The organism is Pseudoalteromonas sp. Hal040 (genome assembly GCF_037162425.1).
Classification (GTDB): Bacteria; Pseudomonadota; Gammaproteobacteria; order Enterobacterales; family Alteromonadaceae; genus Pseudoalteromonas; species Pseudoalteromonas gelatinilytica.
Window position 1 is genome coordinate 735,755 of sequence record NZ_JARLUU010000002.1, and the last position, 24,191, is coordinate 759,945.

Here is a 24,191-nt window from a genome sequence, read left to right on the forward strand (position 1 = left end):
ACTTTAACTAAATACCATGCCTTGTTGTCATTTTACTGACTAAATTCGTATTTTGATTGCATTCACTACCTAACTGCTGGCAAAACTAGCGAAAACAATCATAGTTAATTAAAAACAAACAGGATTACGATGACTGACTTTCTCTTAATCGCCTATATATTCCTCATTGCAGGCATTATCGCCGTGCCTATTGCCAGCAAGTTTGGACTTGGTTCAGTGCTTGGCTACTTACTCGCAGGTATTGTTATTGGGCCAACACTGACATTTTTAAATGTTGATGTAATTGCCATCCAGCATTTTGCTGAGTTTGGTGTGGTAATGATGCTGTTTATTGTTGGCTTAGAGCTTGAACCCAAAGCGCTTTGGTCAATGCGAAAACAGCTTATTGGCCTTGGTGGCGGACAGGTGGTTTTATCAGCTGCCGCTTTTACTGGCATTGGATTAGCATTCGGTCATGCTTGGCAAACAGCACTTACAATAGGCTTAATTTTATCGCTTTCTTCGACCGCGATTGTGCTGCAAACGCTTTCAGAGCGCGGGCTATTAAAATCAGATGGTGGCCAAGCCTCATTTAGCGTACTACTCACCCAAGATATAGCCGTTATTCCTATGCTTGCGTTTATTCCTTTGCTTGCTTTACCTGAATTAGCACCCGCCATTGCAGATACAGCCCATGCAAGCGAAGACGGTCATGGTGGTTTGAGTTTGGTAGCAAACCTTGAGAGCTGGCAAGCAGCGCTGGTTACTTTAGGTATGATTGCGCTCGTCGTTTTTGGCGGTAACTACTTAACCGCCCCCATTTTTAGATTTGTCGCACAAGCACGGCTTCGTGAGCTCTTCACCGCAACTGCTTTATTCTTCGTGATTGGCATCGCTCTAATGATGTCATTAGTTGGCTTATCACCCGCGCTTGGCACCTTTTTAGCGGGTGTTGTGCTTGCAAATTCACCTTATAAACATGAGCTCGAAAGTAATATCGATCCCTTCAAAGGACTATTACTAGGATTATTCTTTATCACCGTTGGCGCGAGTATCAACTTTCAATTACTTGCAGATAACCTTGCTACCATCGTGCTATTAACCGGCGCACTGATTGTAACTAAAACGGTTGTGTTATTAATTTTAGGTCGTATTTTTGGCCTTAGAGGCGCCTCACTCTGGTTGCTAGCGCTGGGGCTTGCACAAGCTGGTGAGTTTGGTTTTGTACTACTTGCTTACAGCGTGTCTAATAATGTTTTAGCCGCTGCCGTTGCCGACCAACTATTACTGGTTGTGACCTTATCAATGCTGCTTTCGCCGGGGCTATTTATTCTCTATCAACGTGTGATAGCACCACGCTTTATTTGTGAGCAAGCCAAACGAGATGAAGAAGAGTTTCCTGATGATAGCCATGTGATCATCGCAGGCTCAGGCAGAATGGGTGGGCTTGTTGACCGTATTTTACAAGCTGGCGGCTATAAAACCACCGTAATTGATTACAACTACAAACAACTTGAGGCCCTTGAGCGTGTTGGTATTCGTAACTTTTTTGGTGATGCCACTCGACCAGATCTACTCGGTGCTGCAGGCATTGAAGATGCAAAACTGCTGGTTGTTGCGCTTGATGATGCCGAACAAATCACCAAATTAGTTCGTTATGCGATGCAAAATTACCCGCATTTACATGTGGTTGCCCGCGCTGTAGACCGCCATCATGTATACGATTTATGGGCCTACGGATGTCGAGATATTATTCGCGAAACTTACGACAGCACCATGCGTATGGGCCGCTCAGCCTTTGAAGCACTTGGTATTGAGCGAGAAAAAGCCCAAGAGATGGTCGATATTTTCAGTGAGTTTGATAAAGAAATGCTACGAGAAGCTGCCGATGTCTACGAAATCGGCGTGCCATTCGAAGAAAACCATGCCTATATCGAACGTATCACCAAATTATTCGATGAAAAAGAACCCGAAATAAAACAACAAATGCGCGAGATATGCGAGCGAGTTAAAAGGGACTAGGTTCGAGGGGTTAGGTGCTAGGGACTAGGAGCTAGGTGTGAGAATAAACGCGATATAAAATCGCTGCTACAAACTCGTTTCTCGCACCTCGAAACTCGCTAACTTTCCCCTTAACTCTCGTAACTTACCGAAATATAAAGGTATTAAATAATGTAATAAGGAGTATTACAGTATGGAAACGCTTAACAAAAAGGAAAAGCTGCTATCTATTTTGTTCGGATTGGCAGCAATTATTAATTTAACTGTCGGTGTTTATTCGATTATATTACAAGGCCTAGACTGGTTAGAGTTCATTAGTTGTCTAGCAATTTCACTTATAATTTTAGCGGGTAGCTTAAACCCAAAGCTATTCTTTAAACCGGTAAAAAAAATATTTTCACCACACTTCACTTTAGAGCCAATAATTAATTCGACTGTCTACTACACAATTATAGTTGCAGGTTGGATTTTGTTATTTGGAAGCATTCTACTGAACAGATTTTGGGGTGTTTAAATGCATATGAAAACTCAAAAAAGCGAAATAAAACGCGATATAAAATCACTGCTACAAACTCGTGTCTCGAAACTCGCAAACTTTCCCCTTTACTCTCGCAAGCTTTCCGCTTGCAACTCTCTCATTAAAGACAACTGTCATTGATAAAGCGACAAATGTCGGATACTACAATTAAGCAAAAAAATAGCGCCGTTAGGCGCTATTTAAGTTTCATATCAACTTAGGAATTAAAAACTAAAACTTAGTTTTGCGTAGTAGGTCATACCATCAAAACCATAAGGTAGCGCACGAACAGGGTATTTGAATGCTTTATTCGTAATAAAATCAAGCGCTTCATCTTCGCCTAGCTCGTCTGGCGTAACATCAAAGATATTATCAATACCCGCCGATAGCATGAGTTCATCGGTTAGCTGATAGCCCACGTTAACATCCACTAATACCGCAGACTCTACCGTGCTTGTGTCTTTAAACTCACCGGTAGGTGATAACTCATCAGGCAAGCCAATGTGGTCATTACCAAAGTACTTAACGTCTGTTTCACCATAGTAGTTAAAGCGAAGCATGCTATTGAAATCGCCACGATCGTATTCAAACGTTAGCGTAGCACGCTCACCTGGTTGACCGTCTGTTAAGAAACTACGCTGTAAATCATCAAGGGCGATTGACTCAGGAATCCCCTCAGGTGCATTTACATCATCAATTTCAGTTTCGTTAATGTTACCCGCAAAGGTTGCTGAGAAATTACCGTCGTACAAATCAGTGCGGTACGAAGCAATAATATCAACCCCTTTCGTGGTTGAATCAACTGAGTTTGAGAAGTAGTTAGCTTGCTGTGCTCCTGTTGCATTAAGCGCAGCCACGGCCTCGGCACTAAATGCCACATCGTCCGCCGACATTAAGCTGCCAAGGGTAATTCTGTCTTTAATTGCAACATGATAAAAATCAACAGTTAGCGATAAATCGCTGGTTACGTTGTAAACAAAACCTGCACTTAAATTTTCTGAGCTTTCAAGGCCAAGGCTATCAACGCCAAGTGCTGATGGGAAATCAGAGCCGGCTGTTGCTGTGAATGATTGCAGTAATACGCCACCAGCACCTAAATTTGTGGTGTAAGCGGTATACGCACTTTGTTGTAGAGATGGCGCTCTAAAGCCAGAAGAAATAGCACCACGAACAGCAAAGTCATCGGTAATTTCATAACGGGTTGCTAACTTACCAATGATGTCATCACCGGCATCAGAGAAATCTTCATATCGAAGCGCGGTGCTTACTTGCCATGCGTCGGTGATCAGTGTTTCGGCATTAACATAAAATGCGTAGCTGTGGCGGCTCTCTTTGTTTGACGCTTCAGGGCGTAAACCGTTATAAGCTTGGAAACCACACTCAGCGAATACGCTGCTGTCGTTTACCGCAGGGTATGAGGTATCTGAATTAGCTAAACCACATGCATAAGAGGCTTCTTCGCCCGGCACGATTTCATAATTTTCTTTACGGTATTCAGCACCCACAGATACATATAAAGGCTCGTCGCGACCAATATCAACAATACCATTAAGGTCTGCATTAACGGTTGTTTGATCAAATCTAAAGCCACCTGAGTATCCGCCTGAAGGGCCCGCATTAGCAGCAATATCAGCATCACTTGCATCTGGGTTATTCGCTACATATTCAGCAGCATACGAGGCGTTTAGGGTGTTTTTTGACGTGAAATCATAGCTGTTTTCACCATATACGGCCGATACATCATAGCTCCAATCTGGATTTAACTCTCCGCGAAAACCAAGTGAAAACGAAATATCTTCGGCTTCGTTATCGATACGCGGTAAAAAGCCATCGCCATATACTTGCACCACGTTCTTCGCTGCTTGGTCAAAGTTACGGTAAAAACCATTACCAAGCGCAGTACGGTTTGAGTATCCGCCAAATGAGTAAAGTTCGGTCTCACCAAATGGTAACGCCATGTTATAGAACACAGAGGTAAATTCGCTATCAGCATTACCCTGTCCCCAACGAACTTCGTCAGAGAGCGTACCGGCTGGTACATCAACTGAGCCTCCAGTATCACGTTGTGCGCGATTGGTACCATCAGCATCACGGTATTCTAAAGAAAAGTTAATGAAGCCGCCTTCATCACCCAAATCAAAGCCACGGTTTAAACCCATTGAAATAGTGTCACCATCGCCTTCACCTGTGCTACCTGCTTGCACATAGCCCGTTGTAACACCCGTTGAATCGTTTAACGATAAGTTGATAACACCGGCTATCGCATCAGAACCATATTGCGCAGCAGCGCCATCACGAAGTACTTCAACGCCTTTTAAAGCGGTAAGCGGAATCGCGTTCATATCGGTACCTGCAGCACCAGCACCAACAGTACCATTTAAGCCAAAAATAGATTGGTTATGACGGCGTTTACCATTGATAAGCACTAATGTTTGGTCTGGCTGTAAACCACGAAGAGTCGCAGGTCTAAATAAGTCAGAGCCATCTGACACTTGCGTACGAGAAAAGTTAAATGAAGGAGCCGTCGCTTGCAGACTTTGGCCCAGTTCAGTGAAACCACCTTTGTTTAAGTCGTCAGCATCAATCAAATCAACCGGCGATGTTGATTCGGTAGCCGTACGATTGGCAACTCGTGAGCCTAATACAGAGATTTGTTCGATGTTTTTATCTGCTTTTACAGCAGATGCTTGCTCTGCTGCCTGCACTGAAGTCGCAGAAACAGCCACACTAACCGCAACGGCCAGCATACTTAAAGAATGTGTTGTCATGTGTATCCTGTTGATATTCCGGCTTTCCTTAAAACAAAAAGACGCCCCTTTTGGAGAAATTAAGAAAAGCACTAAGCACGTGTTGTTGATTTTAGAAATCACGATTTTTGAAAGTTAACTCAAGCCTGCGAATTAACTCTTGCAAAACATCCTATCAACAAATCCACAAAATGAAAGAAAAATCAGGTACGACTTAGGTATAAATATTTCCATTTATAGTATTAATGGAATTTTTAAGGTTGGAATTATTCGTTTTTCAGTAGAAATAAGCAAAATAATGCAACTATCAGCTTATCTCTACTGAGGAGGGAAATGTTTACTGATCTTGCTCAAGCATCGCCAGTTTTTCGTCTTCAAGCATTAACGCCATGGTGGCAATTTCAGATAAGCTCTCGTCTAGCGCATTAAAGAAGGTGACAAACCCTTCGCCTAGTTTTTCTGGTTCAGGGTGATTTGCCAGCGCCTGATCCCACATCGCAAACGTGGTTAGTAAATCGAGTGTTGCTTCAAAATTATCAATAAACAACTGACCATCTTCGCTTTCGTTTTCTTGCTGATCATCAGCTTGCAGTAAAAATTGTAAATCGCTGTGCCAAATATCTTGGTTCACGATATACGCCGCAATGTAGCCGCTACAAAAGTCTTGCAATGCTTGGCTTGGCTCATTGCTGTTTACTTCATTTGGGTATAATTCGGCTAAGATTTTCTTTTGTTCAACTTGTGCTTCGGTTACGTTGTCGAGCAGCTCAATCATTGCATCGCGCGGCTCTGAATCTGTCATTAAGGTGTTGAATACCGCTTCATCATTATCGGCAATATAGTTTGCTAATTCTGATTCCCCAAAAAACTCTGAGCAGGCTAACAAACCAGACATATAGCCAATCACTTGATCTAAACTAACTTGATTAGTTTCGCTTTGACTAGCGAGGTAATTTTTAAATACATCCGAACTTTGTTGGTTAAGCATATTGAGCCTTTACATGTTGTTTTGGTAAGGGTGTATTCCTACACTAGCGAATTCACAAATTTTTGCAACAACTGAAATGCTGTCAGCTAGTTACAGTTTTTCTGACCTGACTTTGTACCGGGAACACGCAGCTAATTCGTGTGCCCATTCCTTCTGTACTTTGAATATCAATCCGACCTTGATGTTCATGCACTATGGCATACACCATGGTCATGCCCATACCGGTACCTTCTCCAACGGGTTTAGTGGTGTAAAAGGGATCGTATATTTTTGCAATGGTTTCTTCTGACATACCTGCGCCATTGTCTTCAACATCGATATAAATATGCTGTTCAAGCTCATACACAGCAACGGATATCTCAGCTTTCGCGCTTAAATTATCACAAGCTTGTTTGGCATTAATTAAGATATTAACGATTACTTGGCTTATGGCGGGTAAGTTACACCAACTTTGTGATATCGGGCTGTATTGGGTATGTAAATGGCAATTACGAAGTTGATTGGCAAGTAGTTTAACGGCACTTTTTACCGCCTCGGTCATATCGGCAAATTGCTTGTCGTGACTTTTCGGCCGCGAAAAATCCAGTAAATTAGCCACAATTTTGCTGATCCTTTGTAGCCCTTGCGACGTGTCGCTTATTAATTCAGGTAAATCATCAGCCACAAAGCGAAACGAGTGCACTTTATTAAGCTCTGTTAACTGCCTGCAAAACGTAGCCTTATCGGTATCACTACAGGCAAATTCATCACATACAGCAAGTAACTCGCTAAAATAATTACAGTAGGTTTTTAAGCAATCCACATTACTGATGCTATAAGCAAGCGGGTTATTTATTTCATGGGCAACCCCAGCGCAAAGTGTGCCTAACGTGGCCATTTTTTCTGCTTGAATGAACATAGCTTGATGATGCTCTAAGTCAGCAATTTTTTGTTCAAGCTCACTGTTTAATGCCACTAGAATACGGCTTTTATCAGCGAGCAATTGTTCTGCTTCTTCTCTGGCCGCTTTTTCTAACAAATAGGCTTGCTTAAAGTCATCCATTTTCGTCTCAAACATTGTTTGTCTCTTTTAAAACCTAGCACAAGGCTTGATTTAAGGCTATGTTATTGATTAACGATGATTCACTCTAAAACGGTATGGCAGAACAAGTTAGCAAACAACATATTCAGGTTTTATGCATCGATGATGACGAAATCGTGCTGCGCACATTGTTACGCTTATTAGCAGCAAGCAACATCACGGCAAAAGCCTGCTCAGATCCACTCGAAGGGCTAAAAGTTTTGGCCACTTATAGTTTCGATGTGATCATTTGCGACATGCGAATGCCAAACATGGATGGCGCCGAGTTCTTTGCGCAAGCACTTAATATTGACCCAGAACCACACCGAATTTTGCTAACCGGTTACTCAGATATCGACAACACCATTGCTGCGGTCAATAAAGGTAAAATTCATGCTTATATTCAAAAGCCTTGGCAGAACGAGTTGCTGCTGCGCAACATTAGTGATGGCATAGAAAAAACCTCATTAAAGCGCCAAAACAAGCAGTTAGAGCAAAAAATAAAAGCGCAAAACAGCCAGTTAAAAGAGCTAAACAACAACCTTGAGCAAATGGTAGAAAAGCGCACTCTACAAATTCGAAAAGTGCTCAAACAACTCGAAGAAGTCAACGAACGTGAAAAACACGAACACCGTGCCACGTTCGAAATTTTATATAACTTTATTAATGCCAACCCTTATCTGGATGGTATGCAAGCGCAAAACATCGCCGCTACCAGCAAGCAAATTGCAGAACAACTTGGCTTAGATAAACAACATATCGATATGGCTGAAATGGCAGGTTACCTTGCACAAATTGGCTTGCTCGCCATGGAGCCTGAGCTGTATAAAAAACCAACCAGGGAACTCACAGAAAATCAAAAAAAGATTTTTTACACCCACCCAAGTACCGCTCAGCTGATGCTCATGCCAGCGACCCATTTACATGATGTCTCTGAGGCTATTTATTACCAATTTGAACACTACAATGGCTCAGGCACGCCGAAGGGCTTAAAGGGCAAAGAAATACCAATTACGGCGATGATTTTAGCGGTGGCCCGCGATTTCTGGCAGGCAATTGCGCACATCACAGTGCAAGATAACAGCCGTTACGAAAGCGCGCTTGATCAGCTACGGCTATACAGCGGCACTCACTATCACCCAAAAATTTTAGAAGTATTAGATAGCATTAAAATAAGCTGTGCTAGCGATCAAAAAGTCGGCACCATGAAAATTATCTCGGCTCAAGATCTTAAAAACGGCATGGTACTTGGACATGCACTAAGAAGCTACGACGGTATCTTGTTATTACCTAAAGGACATGTATTTGGCGCAAAATCAATTGCAAAACTGCAGCAACTTGAAGCAAGAAAACCGAATCCTTTCAGGATCATGATCAAAAATTAGCGAATAAAGTGATCACATAATCAGCTTACTTCGTTACAATGTGATTTATATTACGATTACTTCATACAGGAGCACTCAGTGTCGCGATTTTCCGCCATTACCGATAAGCCGCATGACGGCCGATTCAACAAAAAAACGGGCATTTTACTGACTAACTTAGGGAGCCCAGACGCCCCTACTACCGCGGCACTTAGAACTTATTTACGCGAGTTTTTATCAGACCCTCGAATTGTCGAGATCCCACGTATTATTTGGATGATCATCCTTTATTGCTTTGTACTTACGTTACGCCCAAAACGCTCAGCGGCACTTTATAAAAGCATCTGGACTGAAAACGGCTCTCCACTTACGCATATTACCCGAGAGCAAAGCAAAAAATTGGCAGCCCTTTTAAAAGACAAAGGACACCATGACACTGAAGTGGTTATGGCCATGCGCTACGGAAACCCTTCAATTGAAGCAGGCCTTGAAGCACTGCGCGAAAAAGGCATCACTCGCGTGATTGTGCTGCCAATGTACCCGCAATATTCAAGCACCACGATTGGTTCAACGTTTGATGCTGTATCGAATGTTCTTCGTAAGTGGCGCTGGGTGCCTGAGCTGCACTTTATTAATGGCTATCACGATAACCCGACTTACATTGATGCCCTAGCTGCTAGCATTAGCGAAGATCTAAATGCCCATGGCATGCCACAAAAGTTGGTGTTTTCGTACCATGGTACACCTAAACTATTTTTAGAAAACGGCGACCCATACTATTGTTTTTGTATGCAAACCACTCGTTTAGTGGCAGAGAAACTTGGCTTTGAGAAAGACTTTGCCGTAACAACTTTCCAAAGCCGTTTTGGTAAAGCTGAATGGTTGAAGCCATACACAGACGCAACCCTTGAAAGCTACCCTGCTGAAGGCATTAAAGACGTTGCAATTTTAAGCCCTGCATTTAGTGCCGACTGTTTAGAAACGTTAGAAGAACTCGAAGGCGAAAACCGCGAAAACTTTGAACATGCTGGCGGTGAAAAGTACCGCTACATTCCTGCATTGAATACCCGCGATGACCATATCAATGCGATGTTTGAAGTGATAAAACCACTACTTAAATAACGAAAGGCCCTAGTTATTATATACAGTAGCTAGGGCCTTTTTTAATATTGAAGCGTGTCACTAATCTTTACGTGTCATAACCAAAGTCACCGTGCCAGCAACAATCCCCCAAAACGCAGAACCGACCGAGAATAAGGTTAGGTTAGAGGCTGTGACCAAAAAGGTCACGATAGCAGCTTCGGTATAATACGCCTCTGTTAAAGCTTGCTGTAAGCTGCTCGCAATGGTGGCAAATAGCGCAATACCTGCCAACGCCAAAATCAATGCTTGTGGCAAACTTGCAACCAAGCCAACCAAGGTTGCCGCAAGGAGCGCCATAATAATGTAAAAAACACCACCAGCAATGCTTGCCCAATAACGTTTGCTTGGATCTTTATCTGCCTCAGGGCTCATACAAATGGCAGCCGTTATAGCCGCCAGGTTAATGGCATAGCCACCAAATGGTGCAATAAATACATTTAATAGTCCGGTTACATTTAGCGCTGCCGATACAGGGGCTTTGTATTGGTGCGCTTTTAAAACAGCAATACCCGGTAAGTTCTGCGACGTCATAGTCACAATAAACAGCGGCAAACCAACACTTATCATGGCGTTTAAGTCAAACTCAGGCGCAATGTAAGCAAACTCGCTCATTTTCCACCGCCAGCTAGAGGTATCAATTTGCCCAGTCACACCTGCCATTAAAAAGCCCGCAACAACCACTGCGAGCATAGCAAAGCGAGGAAAATAGCGCTTTCCACATAAATAAACAGCCACCATTAAACCAATGACTAAAGGTAGCTCATTCATAAAGTTGAACACATCAATACCAAAATTTACCAGCACACCTGCAAGCATGGCACAAGCCAATTGGCTTGGGATCTTGTTCATCATTTTTTCGAACACGCCAGTAATACCAGACAAAAACACCAGCGCCGCCGAGAACATAAACGCGCCAACAGCTTGGTTTAAGCTATACCCTTGGGCACTTGAAATAAGCAGTGCCGCTCCGGTTGTTGACCACGCAATAAGAATGGGCACTTTGTAATAATAAGACAACGCAATTGAGCTAACCCCCATCGCAAGACCAAGCATTAACACCCAGCTGGCAACTAAATCAGGTGTGCCACCTAACACCATAACAACCTGATAAATAAGCGCGATTGAACTGGTAAAGCCAATAATAACGGCCACTAACCCCGCAGTTGCTCGACTGATGAGCTGACTCATGTACACACACTCCTTGGCAATTAAAAATCTACCATATCCTATGATTTGCCAGATGGCACTGTACACTTTTGTAGTATTTTAAGATTTATTTACTATACAGATGACACAAAAAAGGCGTGTTATAGACACGCCTTTTGAAAGTTTAAACGGCCTCTAAACAAGGCTCCTCGGCCACTTCTGGCTTATCAAAAATGCCTAATCGAATGCGAATGAAGTGCAAAATTTCTTTGGCGACATCAATACCCAACGCACCTTCTAAGCCTTCAAAGCCAGGGCTTGAGTTTGCTTCACAAATTTTAAAGTGCTGCTCATCAAACAATAAATCAATGCCAGCCACATCAAGGTTAAGTACGTTCGCAGTTTGGGTTGCAAGCCATTCGATTTCTGGCGTGATAGGAAATGACTTACCTGTGCCACCAGCACTGACGTTGGCTTTAAAGTTTTTACCCTGTGAGTTACGCTCCATACACGCAACAGCACGGCCACCGATAGTAAGTACTCGCAAATCACGACCATGACTCGACTTAACAAACTGCTGTAAAATGATGTTTGCTTGTGGGTTTGCCGCCTCAATCAGCTGCATTAAGTCATCAAACTCTTCTTTTGATTTTGATAAGAACACGCCACTGCCCTGCGAGCCCGATAACGTTTTAATAACCACAGGAAAGCCAATCTGCTTTTCAACCAAATCAATATTCACCGGAAACTTAACCAACATGGTATTCGGCGTTGGTAAATTACATTCAGCAAGAATTTGCTGTGCAAACAGTTTGTCTTTTACTGTTTCGATTGATTGCGAGCTATTGACACAGTAAACGCCTAAACGCTCAAGGTGGCGAATAATCGCCAGCGCAAAATAGGTTGTACTTGCACCCATGCGAGGAATAACAAAGTCTGGTAGCTCAACAGATTGGCCATCAATTAAAATACTTTTACCGTCTTCACGGGTAATAGTCAGATCAAATTGATCAGGCGAATAAACTTGTAAATCTATGCCTTCTTCTTTGGCTGCAGCAAGTAAGCGCTCAACTTCATAGGTTTCTTGCTTTAACAAGCCTTGGCTATCTTTATAAATGATCCACCCGCGCATGGTCGGTACCTCTAGTCTTGGAGTTTCGGTGACAAAAAAACGCGGATTATGCTCAGCATTCAGAGCTGAGTAAAACAAATTAATTTTATCGTGACGATGACAAAAACCACTACTTAGTGATTAACTATTGACCGAATTGTTAACTTGAGGTAAAAACTAACAACGAGTTAACATAAAACCCCGTAAGAGAAACATGTGAACAGGACGCTTGCATTAATCTTTATTCTGCCACTTACAGCATTTGCACTGAATGAATGGCACATTCAAAGTGATGGTTTTAAAACAAAACCCAGCACACAGCAGTTTGTTGCCTCTTACAAAGCAGAAGCCGACCAAATAGCCCCACAACCCATTGTGAACTTAACTGCGCCGCTTAATCAGTTATCTAACCGCGCCCACGATTATCTATATAAACAAGGTCGATTGCCTGACCAATTAGCAAACACCGCATTCAGCGAATTTGATTTAGACACCCTAAAAACCCTACAACCCGGCGATCACTTTATTTTAGTAATTGATGAATACCTCAGTTACACCGTCGAAATTAGTAACATTATCGAAGCCAGTAATGGCGATAGAAGTGTATTTGGCAAGGTCAATGATCATGCTAAAGCAGGCCATCAAGCCGTGATGACCCTCACAGAAAACACCCTACAAGGCCAATTTGACGCCGGTAAGCAAAGCTACAAGTTTCAAAGCCATGGTGAATACGGGTGGGTAACGAAGTTGTAGATGAGGAGGTACGAGTTGCTAGTTTCAAGGGGAAAGGGGAAAGTTAGCGAGTTATAAGATACAAGGGTAAAGTTACGAGATTTGAGGTGCGAGATACGAGGTAGCAGCGATTTTACATCGCGTCCTAGAACCCAAAACCTAGCGTCTATTGTTTCCCCGTAGGCGTGAAACTTGTTTCGCGCGTCTGATAGCTGACCGCTCTCATTTATGTTTGATTCGGCACTAAAGTACCTCCTACAAGGCTTAAATCGCTGAGAAGAGCACACGACCTAATCAACCCCACTGATCGACTGACATCTAATATCTGACCTCTAACGACTAAAAGCCAGCGATTTTACATCGCGTCCTAGCGCCTTTCCCCTAGCGCCTTTCCCCTAGAAACTTTCCCCTAGAAACTTTCCCCTCGCCCCCCGCTAACTCACACCTACTCCTCAACCACCGGCCATAAACTTGCGCCGTCGCTATCGATTGGGCTTAAAATCTCAAGGCCTAGAATTTTGGCGATCAGCGGGTACACATCTAGATTACTTACTTCTTCTAAGCGAAGGCCTTGTTTAAAAGCGGGACCGGTGGCGATAAAGGTTGCAGCCATATCTTCGCTATAAGCGTAACCATGAGTGCCTAAATAGCCAGCCATTTTACTGTCGGTAAAAACTCGAGGTGCGTCGGTTTGTAAAATAATATCGCCAACGCGTGGGCCTTTATCGTAGTGATAATCACGCTTTTGCTGCTCGCTTAACACGATATAACGACCATCAGCGGTTTTAGCGAGCTTTTTACTGAATCCACTGATGTCTGCTTTGCTATCTGGTTTTGCATAATATAAAACCCGAGGGCCGGTGTTTTGCACTATGAAGTTTTCGTCTTGCGGCAAGCTATCAATTTTAATACTAAGGCTTGGATCAACAGACGCCATACCGTGATCAGACACAATCACTAAATTAATGTTTTCATCAAGCGCTTTTAAACGGCTCGATAAATTAGCCATTAAACTATCGAGCTTTTGCACTGCGTCATACGTTTCTTTGGCATCAGGGCCAAACTCGTGCCCCATGCTATCAACCAGCGAAAAGTAGCTGACCACTAAACGCGGGCGCTGTGCTTTTGGCAAGCTCAACCACTGAATAATTTGATCAACACGCTGTTGGTAGTCGCTATGTTTTGAATAATGATAAAAGTAATCAGGCAGCATGCCATTAAAGCGCGCATCTGATTCAGGCCAAAAATAAGTGGCGGCTTTTAAGCCTTGCATTTGTGCAAGGTTCCAAAGCGGAATGCCATTCACCCAAGTGCTATCGTCTTTCCCTTTACCCATTTTGTAGCAGTCGTTGCGCTCAGTATCGCAAAAGCGGTTCTCGACAATGCCATGATTAACTGGCAATAACCCGGTAATAATCGACAAATGATTCGGGAAGGTTTTGGTCGGATAAACAGGGCGCATTTTGCTTGCTCTTACGCCCTGTTCACTGATTGCTTTTAAGTGTTTTGCATGGTGTTTTTCAATGTAATCCCAGCGAAATCCATCTATCGAAATAAGCACGACCGATTGCTCTTGCCCCGCTTTTACTAGGGAGCTGAACGCTAATAAACCAGCTAAAACTAATTGCCAAATACGCATGCGAAACCCTTTTTAGTTCAATTTGTTAATTTGCTCAGAAACTTTACCAAACTGTTTTGAAAATTTTGTGATCATGCTTTCTAGCTTTTTCACACTACGCTTCAAACGTGAGCCGTTTATTTGGCTATAAATAAAGCCCCAAACGCCCGTAACCACACTTAACACAATAAACACAGCAACGGGTAGGCCATCTAAGTGCTCAACCACTTGCGGGTAATTATTGAGTAAATCAATGCCAGCATCTGGCACAAGTGTATTTACTAATGGGTAAAAATCACGGGCATCAAAGTACCATGCTAGCCCTACTGACGTAAGACCAAGCAATACCATACGGTTAAAACCATGCACCATGCCAAAGTTTCTGACAGAAGAGTTGTTGTACTTAATGTCTTTACTCACATTAACCGCATACTCACGGTAATACTCAGAGTAGCGCTTTGTATCGACACTGCTGAAGGCGTAATACACCCAATCACCAATATCGACAGAGCCCAGTAAATCTTCACCCGCTTTAAAAATAAATGGCTCACCCGACGCAGTTTCGAGCATGATTTCACCTTTTAAAGTGGTGCTACGATTACGATAAACCTCAACGCGCTCTTTTACATCGCTACCAACATACATGCCACCTCGATAGGTGGTTGTGGTTTCTGTAGTGGTCACGGTTTGGCTGCTTTCATTGGCATGTGCGCTTTGCTCTTTTTCTAATACTTTGCCAAGCACTGCACGGTGATGAATAGTGCCTTTTTCGTTACGTGCCCAAACATTTTTATGCACATAATCGTTTTCATAAGCAAGGCTATACTCATCCATAATGGCATGCTCAAGCTGGGCAATACTGGTTGGTTTTGTTATGTTTGGCTCTAACGCTTTTTGAATGCTAATGGCTTGCTCATCATCTTTTGCAAGTGACTGTTCTTTTTCAGCAATCGCTTCAACGTGTTGCTTAGCGCCACAGCAATAACAATGTGCAGCATCTTGGCTAATACGCTGCTGGCACGAAATACAAATAACATCTGACTTACTTGGCGTTCTTGCAAGCATGTTATAACCCAATTGATTTAGGGTGGTCGATAGCATCACATCGGTTGCCGCTAAAATCGCATCATACTTTGCTTCTTTTTTGGCTTTGGCTTTTTTATGGTAGTTGTGCTCTGCCATAAACACCCCAATTGCCACAGGCAACGACGCAAGTAGCGCAGGTAAAAACTCAAGCTTTGCAGCAAACAACATGATTAAGAATGTAATAACACTTAGCACAAGCCACAGTATGGTTCCGCCAGTGTAGTTTCGGCTAATGGTTTTGTCCCAGCTGCGATATTGTTGGTCGGCAAAATGCACAATCACAACTGGCATAAAACGGTTATTCTTAACTACTCGTCTAGCATTCCCATCAGCAATGCGATAAGTCAGTGTTAACGGTGTTTCTTGAAATGCGGTGATCACATTGCCCTTTTGTAGGTTAGCAATCACATCTTTTTCAGCATCAACACTAAACTCATGAATAATGCCGTCTTTGTCTTCAACTTCTAGCCACCAATAACCATATAGCATGTTGTCGTTATTGGTTTTATAGCGGCGCTTATAGTAATACATTGATTTCACAACGCCTGTGATTGTACTCGCTTGTGGCGCATAGTTTTTTACATCAACCAGCAAGTCAGGGTTGAGTTCTTCAACCGTGTGCATTTGTCTTTTTTGCTCAAGAGCTTCTCCACAATCACAACAGTGAAGATCGGTGGCATACACCGTATTTTGGCAATGTTGCATTTTCATTCCTTGCTTAATTAATTGCTTAAATCAATGGTTAATGTTTGTTCGCCAGCATCTACTTGGTGCCAACGTCGATACGTTTTATACCCAGGCGCCGACACTTGAATATCATAAGCACCGGTTTTTAATGTCATGCCGGGGCTATATTTAGGGCCGATATTCATAATGCGGATCGTGGCGTTCGCCGGGTTTGTAGTAATGGTAAGTTTGGTTTTTTGCTCTACCAGATATTGTCTACGCTGTTGTTGCTCTTCAGTTAAGTTGGCATCGCCGTGGCGCAAAATATCAACCTTAGCTAAAGCATGACTCATCGGGCTAAAGTTCTCGTAAATATGTAGCTTTTCTTCAAACGCTAACCCCAAAGGATGCAACAGAGGCTGCGCATGCAAGGTCCAACGAATCGCATAACTAAACACCGGGTTGCTCGACTCATCGACCTTGTCTAAAAAGTAGTTAACAGGGCTTTGGTCGTCTTCGGTGAAGTTGTTATGCACAAACATTACTGGCACTACCAAAATCAGCGCGGGCATAATCAGCTTTTGCAAAACAGATACACCAGTCGTTGGCTGCTTTTCTTGCTTAGGTTTAATCAATTGCCACAGTTTTAACGGCAGTTTGCTAAAGGTTAAGCAAATCAAAAACAGTGACAACGACATCGAAATAGGCGGAATAATCACCGAACGCAATGCTTGTTTACCGTATTCGGCATACTCGCCACCATCAGCAAATTTACCTTCTGAGCTATTGAGCATGGCAAGGTATTTGTCGGTGCGTTTTGCAATGTTTGGATCAAGCACCTTGTCTTTAAAGTTCTTTTTATTCCAATCGGCGCGTATGTTTTTTACGTATAAGTCGCCCATTCTATCGGCAATTTTTGCTTGAATTTGCGGGTGTAACTGAAACGCAACCCAGCTTAAATTTGGCTCTAAACTCATGCCACGTTTGCGCATTTCGCTTTGCCATTGCGCATTTGCTTCGCTGGTTACTTTTGTAGCTACAGCATTGGCAAATGCTTGGCGTTGATCCACATTCCAGTTGCTATCAAGCTCTAACCCTTTGCTCGCAAAATGTGCTCTAAGCTTCTTTTGCGTTGTTTCGTGAGCACGAAACGCCATTAAGTTTTCGATTGTAAATGGGTAGCCCGTTTCACTCACAAACATCTTATGAAAGTTTGGATGTTGTAAAAAACGCAGCTGATAGTGATCAGGGTCATCGGTGTATTTGTAGCGCTTATCTTTAAAGCCGCCATCGCCACCGGTTGCTAAACTAGCAGCCTGCAGTGCGGTATAAACACCACCAGTGAGCACCCCCATCAAAATCGTGCCAGCAGCATTTTCAGCAACCGAAACATCTTCTTCAATAAGCCAATAATCAGGCTCAATGTAGCCTATACCCGCTTTTAAAATAGTGCTTCGGTAGTCTGCTGCTTCGCGTTCATAACAACGATTTCGACGGTCTTTTTCACTGCTTTTGTCATAACGCTCACGGCATTTGGCAATGCTGTGGTGGTAATCATAAATCTTCGGACCATACTTTTGTGCGCGTGCTGACGCTTTTGCGATATGGGCTTTTTGCGCTTGTTGGTACTTGTTCCAGCCGCTATTGATCTCTTGTTCAACTTGCTGCCAATAACCTTGTTCGCGCTCACCGATACTTGCCAAAGTGCTATTGTACTTTTTACTGCCATCAGCGTAGGCTTTGTATTTAACCACCAGCTCATCATATAACTGGCTGTAGTTTTTATAATGTTTATCAAAATCTTGATACGCTTTTTTCTGTACAAACGCGGCAATAATCTTACGCTTATCTTGCTCTAAGTTATCTGAAAGCGCGGCATCGCTATACAGTAAACCACCAAAAAGCGCCAAAAAAGTCAGATTTTCTGAGCTATGTAATTGCTCAGGGTTGTAATCAAGATCATTCACTTTAATTGAGTTAATCGCTAGTGCATCTCTAAGTGCTGCACTGTAGGTAGCAAACTGGCGCTGCTCTGCAGTTGAAGGCTCAATTAAAGTTTTTTCAATGGCATACTTTTGGCCAAAAAACACCACCGGCCAAACTAAGCACAATAAAGCGATTAACGAGATAATGCCACGGCCTACTTTGGCAACCATGGCTTTTGGTAAAAAGTCAGCTAACAGCAGCGCAACACCTACTCCAGATACAGCTCGACCATAAATTTCGAGGTGTTCAAGGTCTTCAGCCGAAGGGGTTCCTAAACCGACTAAAGAGACTAACTGAGCATTAAAAATTGCCTCGGGTAATAAATATAAAGTAGCTAAAACAAGTAGCAAACAGCGCCACCAAAACGGCTTTATTAAATCAGTCATAGTTTTATTCTTATTGTTTTTTACGCAGTTCTAGTTCAACAGCAGGATCTGTTTCTAGGCTAAAATCTTCATCGGCTTGGCGAGTCCCTATTTCTAAATTAGGTGCTGAAGGAGCCGATGTTACTTTGGGAATATAAGTCTGTGCTTGGGTTGACTTAAGTGTGCCGCCCACCGCTGGATAAAGCTGGTTCCCTTTATAAGCATACAGCTCATCTAGGCGTTCTAAATCAAGGTCTGCGGGCATGCTGGCAATTAACTTAGCGTCTGATTCATCGCTAAAAAACGGCTGCATTTTTGGTAATTCGAATACAGAACAAAAGCCATATACGGTGTCATCCATGATCACAGAATCAGGGCGAAGTGAACGTGACTGCGCTAATAAGCTGCGCTCGTGGTAGTCGTGGCCGTTAATAGAATAAGTGGCAATCATAATACCGCGCGCTTTAGCGACTGGTTTTAAGCGTGCTGCACTTTGCTTGTAATGACGAATATCAAGCACATAACCAAAATTACGTTTGAGCTGCTTGGCTAATTTATCGAGCTTAACTGGGCTGTCGTAACGTTTTTCACGATGATGGCGATTACCAAGAGCTTGTAAGCTCTCAAGTTCTTCTTTATTACGCTCGTATATGGGGTCACTACCCGCACCACGCTTAAGATCGCTTGCTAACTTATTCATCGAGGCTTTTGCCGGTGATTGAATAAATGCCAAGTAAATATCCGGGTTAATGTCACGCATACGAGTCAGGTTGCGCATTTCTAAGCTGCTAAAAAAGTAGTTACCGCCACCAACAAGTTCATATGCTAAGTAATCAAGCATTTTTAAATCATTTACTGAGGCATTTGATTTTATTTCTATATTCAATTTTTGATGAGGTTTGCGATAGCGCGCAAACGTGGCAGCAAGCTCTCTGAATGAAGGTGGCATATCATCGGTAAGTAACCCGGTATCTTGATTACGATGACGTAAATAACCCCACTCTTTTTTATAGCTCATCGACTCAATTTTACGGCGCTGGTTATCAACGGTGCCGGTTTCGCGACCAGTACGGGCATCATGATGCACAACCCACACATCGTCACGGGTAATTCGCACATCAATTTCAACAACATCAAAGTTGTTGTCGATGGCATCTATCACCGCGTTAAGTGAGTTTTCGGCATAGCGAATTGAGCCACGGTGGCTTTGCAAATTAAAGTTACTGCATTGCCTGGTTGAAAGGTAATTAATATTGCCGAGTTGGCTTTCATAAAAACCTCTTGCACGCAGTGCATCCTGTTTGGCCTTAATGGCATTTTTTTCGGCCACCGTTAAGGCGTTTTCAGCGCTTGGCTCAGGGGTACTTTTACAAGCAGTTAAACCAATACAACACAGAAGAATACTGGCTAGTAGCCATGGTTTTTGAGACAAAGTTTGCATCATTGCTATACAGCCAAAAGGCTTTCCTTTCTAATTCAAGATAATGAAGAAGTGCGTAAAACTGAATAATATATGAATAAAGGTCTCGATTTAAAGTAATAACTTTAATAAAAATGGATATTTTAATTTAAGATACAAGCTGTTAGATTAAATTTAATAACTAGCAATGTTTTGCTAACAACATGCAAAAGCCCGATTTTTACCGCTTTGTGGGAATAAAAAATGATCGATTTTGGTAAAAAAATTACGCCAGCACGCGAAATGCGTTCTACCAATAATTTACACACTGCGCTTGAAAGTGATCGGGGCCGCATTATTAACAGTGCTGCAATTCGCCGTTTGCAACAAAAAACCCAAGTTTTTCCGCTTGAACGCAATGCCGCAGTGCGTTCAAGGCTAACCCACTCTCTTGAAGTACAACAAGTGGGCCGATTTATTGTGCAAACCATTTTTAATAAGCTCAGTGATGCAAAGCAAAAAGAATATGGCTTGGCGGGGCTTGAACGACCGCTAGAGAGCCTAGTAGAAATGGCGTGCCTAATGCACGATATCGGCAACCCTCCATTTGGTCATTTTGGCGAGGCAGCCATCAACCAATGGTTTGAAAAACACTTAGACGCACTAACCCCTGAGCGCTGTAAAGGCATTGGTATTAGTGTGATCTTTAAACACCTTGCCCAAGATATAAAAAGCTTTGAAGGTAATGCCCAAGGTATTCGCATAATTCATTCATTATTATCACTAAACTTAACCTACAGCCAAAGTGCCGGAATTTTAAAATATACGCGCCCAGCCAGCATGGCGAAAAAAGACAGCCCGCAAGATAAAAACTACTTAATGAAAAAAGTGGGCTACTACTTCAGCGAAAAACCCTTTGTAGAAGCACTGCAAACTGCACTCGAAATTGAACAATACTGCCGCCACCCAGCAAGCTACATAATGGAAGCCGCTGATGATATTTCGTATTGTTTGGCAGATATAGAAGATGCGGTAGAAAAAGGCATTATTAGTGTTGAATCACTTTGCGAAAAGTTAAAAGAGCAATACACCCGCACACTCACAAACCTAACCATTGACGATACAAAACACAGCGACTTTGCCGAAAAAGCCATTGATTATGCGTTAAGTAAGGCTCAAGAGCAGCCTTACAATTTTAACAGCGAATTTTTTATCTACCTACGCGTGACCTTGCTACACCCGTTAGTAAGCTACGCAGCAGAGCGTTTTATCAGCAATATAGAAGCCATTTACCACGGTGATTTTAATCAGGCTTTATTAGAAGATCGAAGTCACCTGCACGCCGTTACGCTCACCTTAAAACAAGTGGCGTTAAAGCATGTATTTTGCCATAAAGAAGTAGAGCGTTTAGAGCTGCAAGGTTATCGAATTATTAGTGGTTTACTTGATTGCTACAAGCCTTTGCTTGCCCTTGATGCTGATGCATTTAAACGCGTTTTAAAAGGCGATCAAAACTACTTAATTGAAACTCGTCTTGTTAAAAAACTTTCGAATAAACATTTGAATAGCTATCAAAAAGCCATTGATGCCCTAAAAGCCGAACCGGATCATTTTGCCGCCTACGAGTTCTATTATCGCTGCAGATTAATTCAAGATTACATAAGCGGAATGACCGACCAATTTGCTTACGACGAGTACCGCGCGCTGATGGTAATAGACTAACCGCGATGAATACGCTTAATTTGTTAACCAAATGTGGATAAATTACCCGTCTCAGCTTAGAATTAATTAACTGTTGGGTCATCGATTAAACCTTACTGGTCTGGAACATATGCCAATTATAAAAACAACTTTTCTCTTATTACTCCTAAGCTTAAGCTTTACGAGTAAAGCGCAGTACAATGAAGCCATGTGTATTTTGTTAAAACAGCAAATGCACGAGTATCGCTTTAACACCAGCAATAAAAATTATCGCTCAGCAGCCAGAAACTATGAGAAAAACTGCAAAAATCCAACGCCGGTAAATAATGCCGCTGCTTTTGAAAAACTAGAACAACAAACACAAGAAACAGCCCCAGTAAATTCAGCCACTGCGGCTAATCCTGCGGTGCACTCAGGCGCAATTCCAGCAGAGCCAGAAGAGGTTATTGCACCTGTTGCTGAGCAAACGTCTGAACTTATTGAACAACCAATGCCGCAAATGGAGCCGGAAGTTCAGCAACCAGAGCAAACTGAGATGCCTGCGAAAGTTGACAGAATTACGATTTCAGATGCACCAAAACCTCAGGCTGAACCGGCTTCAAGCACAGCGCTTCAAGAGCAAGCTGTTGAGGTTGAAACCCAAAGTGCTGACGCTGAAATAGCTGCGGCTGAAAAACCAGCAGACCCAGCACCAAAAGCAGAACCAGCACCGAAATCTTTGCCAACACCAGCACCTATTCCTGATCCTATACCAGAACCTATTCCGGCAAATAATGATGGCTCTTCAAGTTCATTACTCATGCCAAGCTTAATTGTGTTGTTGGTATTACTTGTTGCAGGTTTAGTGATTGTGCGTATTCGCCAAAGCAAAAAAGCTGACGCAGATTCAGAACTTGAACAAAGCTTATTACAAGCAAAAGCGCTTAAAGCTGCAGCAGAAGCGCAAGCTGCCGCAGAAAAAGAAGCTGACGAACTCAAAGCAGCAACAGCAGCAGTGCTCGCCGAAGAACAAGAGCACCCACATGAAGACAGCCACCCTCTCGCCGACGAGACATTTATAGCAACCGAAACAGATAATAATGACGAGCTTTCTGAGCTTATGCATTTTAGTGCTCAGCGTGACAAAGAAGAGCAAGAATCTGAGAGTTCATCGGAACAAGCAGATGAAGAATTTGCTAACGCCCATCAATTTAACGATCTAGAACTTGGCTACGACGAGAAAAATGCAAACGACGCTGATGACGACTTCTTAGATGAGCAACGCGGCCTAGAACAAGAGCTCAAACTAGCAAGCCTTGCTTCATCCTATAGCATCAACGAAGACGCGGAGCTACAAGCCGAAGAGGTTAAGCAAGACGAATCTGAATTAGAAGAACCGAGTTATACCGCTTCTTCATCGTTTGGTTTTGATGAATACACAACGAAAGAGCCCGTTGCTGACGATGAGCCACCTATTACAGAGCCTGAGCCATTTGAGGCTGCTGAAATTGATGAGCTTGAGCAACCAGAGGTCGAAGAGCCAAGCTTTACGAGTTCGTCATCATTCGGCTTTGATGAATACGCAACGAATGAGCCAATCGCTGACGATGAGCCAGTGTTAGCTGAAATCGAAGAACTTGAAAATCCAGAAATCGATGAACTTGAGAAACCAGAAATTGAAGAGCCAAGCTTTACGAGTTCATCATCATTCGGCTTTGATGAATACGCAACGAAAGAGCCAATTGCTGACGATGAGCCAGTGTTAGCGGAAATCGAAGAGCTCGAAAAGCCAGAGATCGATGAGCTAGATAAACCTGAAATAGTTGAACTGGAGCAGCCTGAATTTGAAGAACCAAGCTTTACGAGTTCATCATCATTTAGTTTTGATGAATACGCGACGAAAGAGCCAATTGCTGACGATGAGCCTGTTTTAGCTGAAATCGAAGAACTTGAAAAGCCTGAAATCGATGAGCTTGATAAACCTGACATAGATAAACTTGAGAAGCCAGAAATTGAAGAGCTTAGCTTCACAAGTTCGTCATCATTCGGCTTTGATGAATACACAACAAAAGAGCCGATTTCTGAGGATGAACCGTCTAAAGATGAAGTGCCTGAATATGACTTATCGTCATTGATGGGTGATGATTTATCGTTTGCTGATCATTTCGCTGAAGATAAACAAACAGTCACTGCTCCAAGCACAACAGACGAGCACGACGACATCAGCGATGATGATTTAGCAAAAGCCTTACAAGCGCTTGAACAAGAGCTACAGGATGAACCCGCGTCATTTAGTTTAGAAGAGCCTGCACAGCCAGCGGAAGAAACGGTTGATTTGTCTGACGAACTAAGTGACGACGATAAGCTTGAAGAGATGGATAGCGACTCTGACAACGACGCTGATAAAGAGTCTGAGCAACAAGATGATAAGCCGCATAACCCATTTGCGAACTTATCACTTGATCCAAGCTGGGATCCAAACTCTGACGAAAAGCCTGTGATAGAAAGCAAAACCAAACAGCCAAAATCACAAGCCCTAATTGACGCAGAAGAGCGCGCCAAACAGTTTAAAACGGATGAGTGATTAAGTTACGAGGTACGAG

The 24,191-nt window shown here is 42.8% G+C and carries 16 protein-coding genes; 7 read left to right on the forward strand and 9 right to left on the reverse strand.

The window, feature by feature from the left end; translation table 11 throughout:
• Positions 1–129 precede the first annotated feature (129 nt).
• Positions 130–2,001, forward strand: coding sequence for a monovalent cation:proton antiporter-2 (CPA2) family protein (locus P4S60_RS20895; protein WP_337117446.1), 1,872 nt, complete (start codon positions 130–132; stop codon positions 1,999–2,001).
• 172 nt (positions 2,002–2,173) lie between these two features.
• Positions 2,174–2,494: a hypothetical protein gene (locus tag P4S60_RS20900; RefSeq protein ID WP_337117447.1), complete on the forward strand. Its 321-nt coding sequence runs from the start codon at positions 2,174–2,176 to the stop codon at positions 2,492–2,494.
• Positions 2,495–2,721: 227 nt separating this feature from the next.
• Here the strand turns inward: P4S60_RS20900 and P4S60_RS20905 are convergent, their stop codons facing one another.
• The 3 genes from P4S60_RS20905 to P4S60_RS20915 all read right to left on the reverse strand — a co-directional run bounded on the left by P4S60_RS20905 (position 2,722) and on the right by P4S60_RS20915 (position 7,289).
• Entirely contained in the window at positions 2,722–5,265 is a 2,544-nt protein-coding gene (locus P4S60_RS20905) for a TonB-dependent receptor plug domain-containing protein (protein WP_337117448.1), read from the reverse strand.
• Between the two features lie 316 nt (positions 5,266–5,581).
• The gene (locus tag P4S60_RS20910) at positions 5,582–6,232 is read right to left on the reverse strand and encodes a UPF0149 family protein (RefSeq protein WP_337117449.1); all 651 of its coding nucleotides are present in this window, start codon (positions 6,230–6,232) and stop codon (positions 5,582–5,584) included.
• A gap of 82 nt (positions 6,233–6,314) precedes the next feature.
• Positions 6,315–7,289 (reverse strand): sensor histidine kinase, encoded by a 975-nt coding sequence (locus P4S60_RS20915; protein ID WP_337117450.1) that lies wholly within the window; start codon positions 7,287–7,289, stop codon positions 6,315–6,317.
• Between the two features lie 80 nt (positions 7,290–7,369).
• On the opposite strand from P4S60_RS20915, the gene P4S60_RS20920 reads away from it, so the two are divergent.
• Together P4S60_RS20920 and hemH are read left to right on the forward strand one after the other, a co-directional pair.
• A complete protein-coding gene (locus P4S60_RS20920; protein ID WP_337117451.1) occupies positions 7,370–8,677 on the forward strand; it encodes an HD domain-containing phosphohydrolase in 1,308 nt (435 codons plus the stop codon).
• 78 nt (positions 8,678–8,755) lie between these two features.
• Complete coding sequence (gene hemH / locus P4S60_RS20925; protein ID WP_337117452.1) at positions 8,756–9,778, forward strand: ferrochelatase; 1,023 nt, start codon at positions 8,756–8,758, stop codon at positions 9,776–9,778.
• Positions 9,779–9,838: 60 nt separating this feature from the next.
• On the opposite strand, the gene P4S60_RS20930 is transcribed toward hemH, so the two are convergent.
• Positions 9,839–10,987: a benzoate/H(+) symporter BenE family transporter gene (locus P4S60_RS20930; protein ID WP_337117453.1), complete on the reverse strand. Its 1,149-nt coding sequence runs from the start codon at positions 10,985–10,987 to the stop codon at positions 9,839–9,841.
• A 142-nt stretch (positions 10,988–11,129) separates the two neighbouring features.
• Positions 11,130–12,077, reverse strand: coding sequence for an ATP-grasp domain-containing protein (locus P4S60_RS20935; protein WP_063703998.1), 948 nt, complete (start codon positions 12,075–12,077; stop codon positions 11,130–11,132).
• Between the two features lie 195 nt (positions 12,078–12,272).
• Here P4S60_RS20935 and P4S60_RS20940 point away from each other — a divergent pair, with 195 nt between their 5' ends.
• Positions 12,273–12,809 (forward strand): hypothetical protein, encoded by a 537-nt coding sequence (locus P4S60_RS20940; protein ID WP_063703995.1) that lies wholly within the window; start codon positions 12,273–12,275, stop codon positions 12,807–12,809.
• Positions 12,810–13,233: 424 nt separating this feature from the next.
• On the opposite strand, the gene P4S60_RS20945 is transcribed toward P4S60_RS20940, so the two are convergent.
• The 4 genes from P4S60_RS20945 to P4S60_RS20960 are packed head-to-tail and all read right to left on the reverse strand — an operon-like array spanning position 13,234 to position 19,953.
• Entirely contained in the window at positions 13,234–14,427 is a 1,194-nt protein-coding gene (locus P4S60_RS20945; RefSeq protein ID WP_337117454.1) for an alkaline phosphatase family protein, read from the reverse strand.
• A gap of 12 nt (positions 14,428–14,439) precedes the next feature.
• Positions 14,440–16,197, reverse strand: a complete 1,758-nt coding sequence (locus P4S60_RS20950; RefSeq protein WP_337117455.1) for a hypothetical protein — start codon at positions 16,195–16,197, stop codon at positions 14,440–14,442.
• 17 nt (positions 16,198–16,214) lie between these two features.
• Entirely contained in the window at positions 16,215–18,530 is a 2,316-nt protein-coding gene (locus P4S60_RS20955) for a PEGA domain-containing protein (RefSeq protein ID WP_337117456.1), read from the reverse strand.
• 10 nt (positions 18,531–18,540) lie between these two features.
• The gene (locus P4S60_RS20960) at positions 18,541–19,953 is read right to left on the reverse strand and encodes a glycerophosphodiester phosphodiesterase (protein ID WP_337117457.1); all 1,413 of its coding nucleotides are present in this window, start codon (positions 19,951–19,953) and stop codon (positions 18,541–18,543) included.
• A 219-nt stretch (positions 19,954–20,172) separates the two neighbouring features.
• Here P4S60_RS20960 and dgt point away from each other — a divergent pair, with 219 nt between their 5' ends.
• Entirely contained in the window at positions 20,173–21,630 is a 1,458-nt protein-coding gene (gene dgt, locus P4S60_RS20965) for a dGTPase (protein WP_337117458.1), read from the forward strand.
• A 187-nt stretch (positions 21,631–21,817) separates the two neighbouring features.
• A complete protein-coding gene (locus P4S60_RS20970; protein ID WP_337117459.1) occupies positions 21,818–24,172 on the forward strand; it encodes a hypothetical protein in 2,355 nt (784 codons plus the stop codon).
• The last annotated feature ends 19 nt before the right edge of the window (positions 24,173–24,191 follow it).

What these genes read in the sequence shown, in the direction of transcription:
- P4S60_RS20895 (WP_337117446.1), top strand. Translation starts at nt 130, where the DNA reads ATGACTGACTTTCTCTTAATCGCCTATATATTCCTCATTGCAGGCATT.
- P4S60_RS20900 (WP_337117447.1), top strand. Translation starts at nt 2,174, where the DNA reads ATGGAAACGCTTAACAAAAAGGAAAAGCTGCTATCTATTTTGTTCGGA.
- P4S60_RS20905 (WP_337117448.1), bottom strand. Translation starts at nt 5,265, where the DNA reads ATGACAACACATTCTTTAAGTATGCTGGCCGTTGCGGTTAGTGTGGCT.
- P4S60_RS20910 (WP_337117449.1), bottom strand. Translation starts at nt 6,232, where the DNA reads ATGCTTAACCAACAAAGTTCGGATGTATTTAAAAATTACCTCGCTAGT.
- P4S60_RS20915 (WP_337117450.1), bottom strand. Translation starts at nt 7,289, where the DNA reads ATGTTTGAGACGAAAATGGATGACTTTAAGCAAGCCTATTTGTTAGAA.
- P4S60_RS20920 (WP_337117451.1), top strand. Translation starts at nt 7,370, where the DNA reads ATGGCAGAACAAGTTAGCAAACAACATATTCAGGTTTTATGCATCGAT.
- P4S60_RS20930 (WP_337117453.1), bottom strand. Translation starts at nt 10,987, where the DNA reads ATGAGTCAGCTCATCAGTCGAGCAACTGCGGGGTTAGTGGCCGTTATT.
- P4S60_RS20935 (WP_063703998.1), bottom strand. Translation starts at nt 12,077, where the DNA reads ATGCGCGGGTGGATCATTTATAAAGATAGCCAAGGCTTGTTAAAGCAA.
- P4S60_RS20945 (WP_337117454.1), bottom strand. Translation starts at nt 14,427, where the DNA reads ATGCGTATTTGGCAATTAGTTTTAGCTGGTTTATTAGCGTTCAGCTCC.
- P4S60_RS20950 (WP_337117455.1), bottom strand. Translation starts at nt 16,197, where the DNA reads ATGCAACATTGCCAAAATACGGTGTATGCCACCGATCTTCACTGTTGT.
- P4S60_RS20955 (WP_337117456.1), bottom strand. Translation starts at nt 18,530, where the DNA reads ATGACTGATTTAATAAAGCCGTTTTGGTGGCGCTGTTTGCTACTTGTT.
- P4S60_RS20960 (WP_337117457.1), bottom strand. Translation starts at nt 19,953, where the DNA reads ATGATGCAAACTTTGTCTCAAAAACCATGGCTACTAGCCAGTATTCTT.
- dgt (WP_337117458.1), top strand. Translation starts at nt 20,173, where the DNA reads ATGATCGATTTTGGTAAAAAAATTACGCCAGCACGCGAAATGCGTTCT.
- P4S60_RS20970 (WP_337117459.1), top strand. Translation starts at nt 21,818, where the DNA reads ATGTGTATTTTGTTAAAACAGCAAATGCACGAGTATCGCTTTAACACC.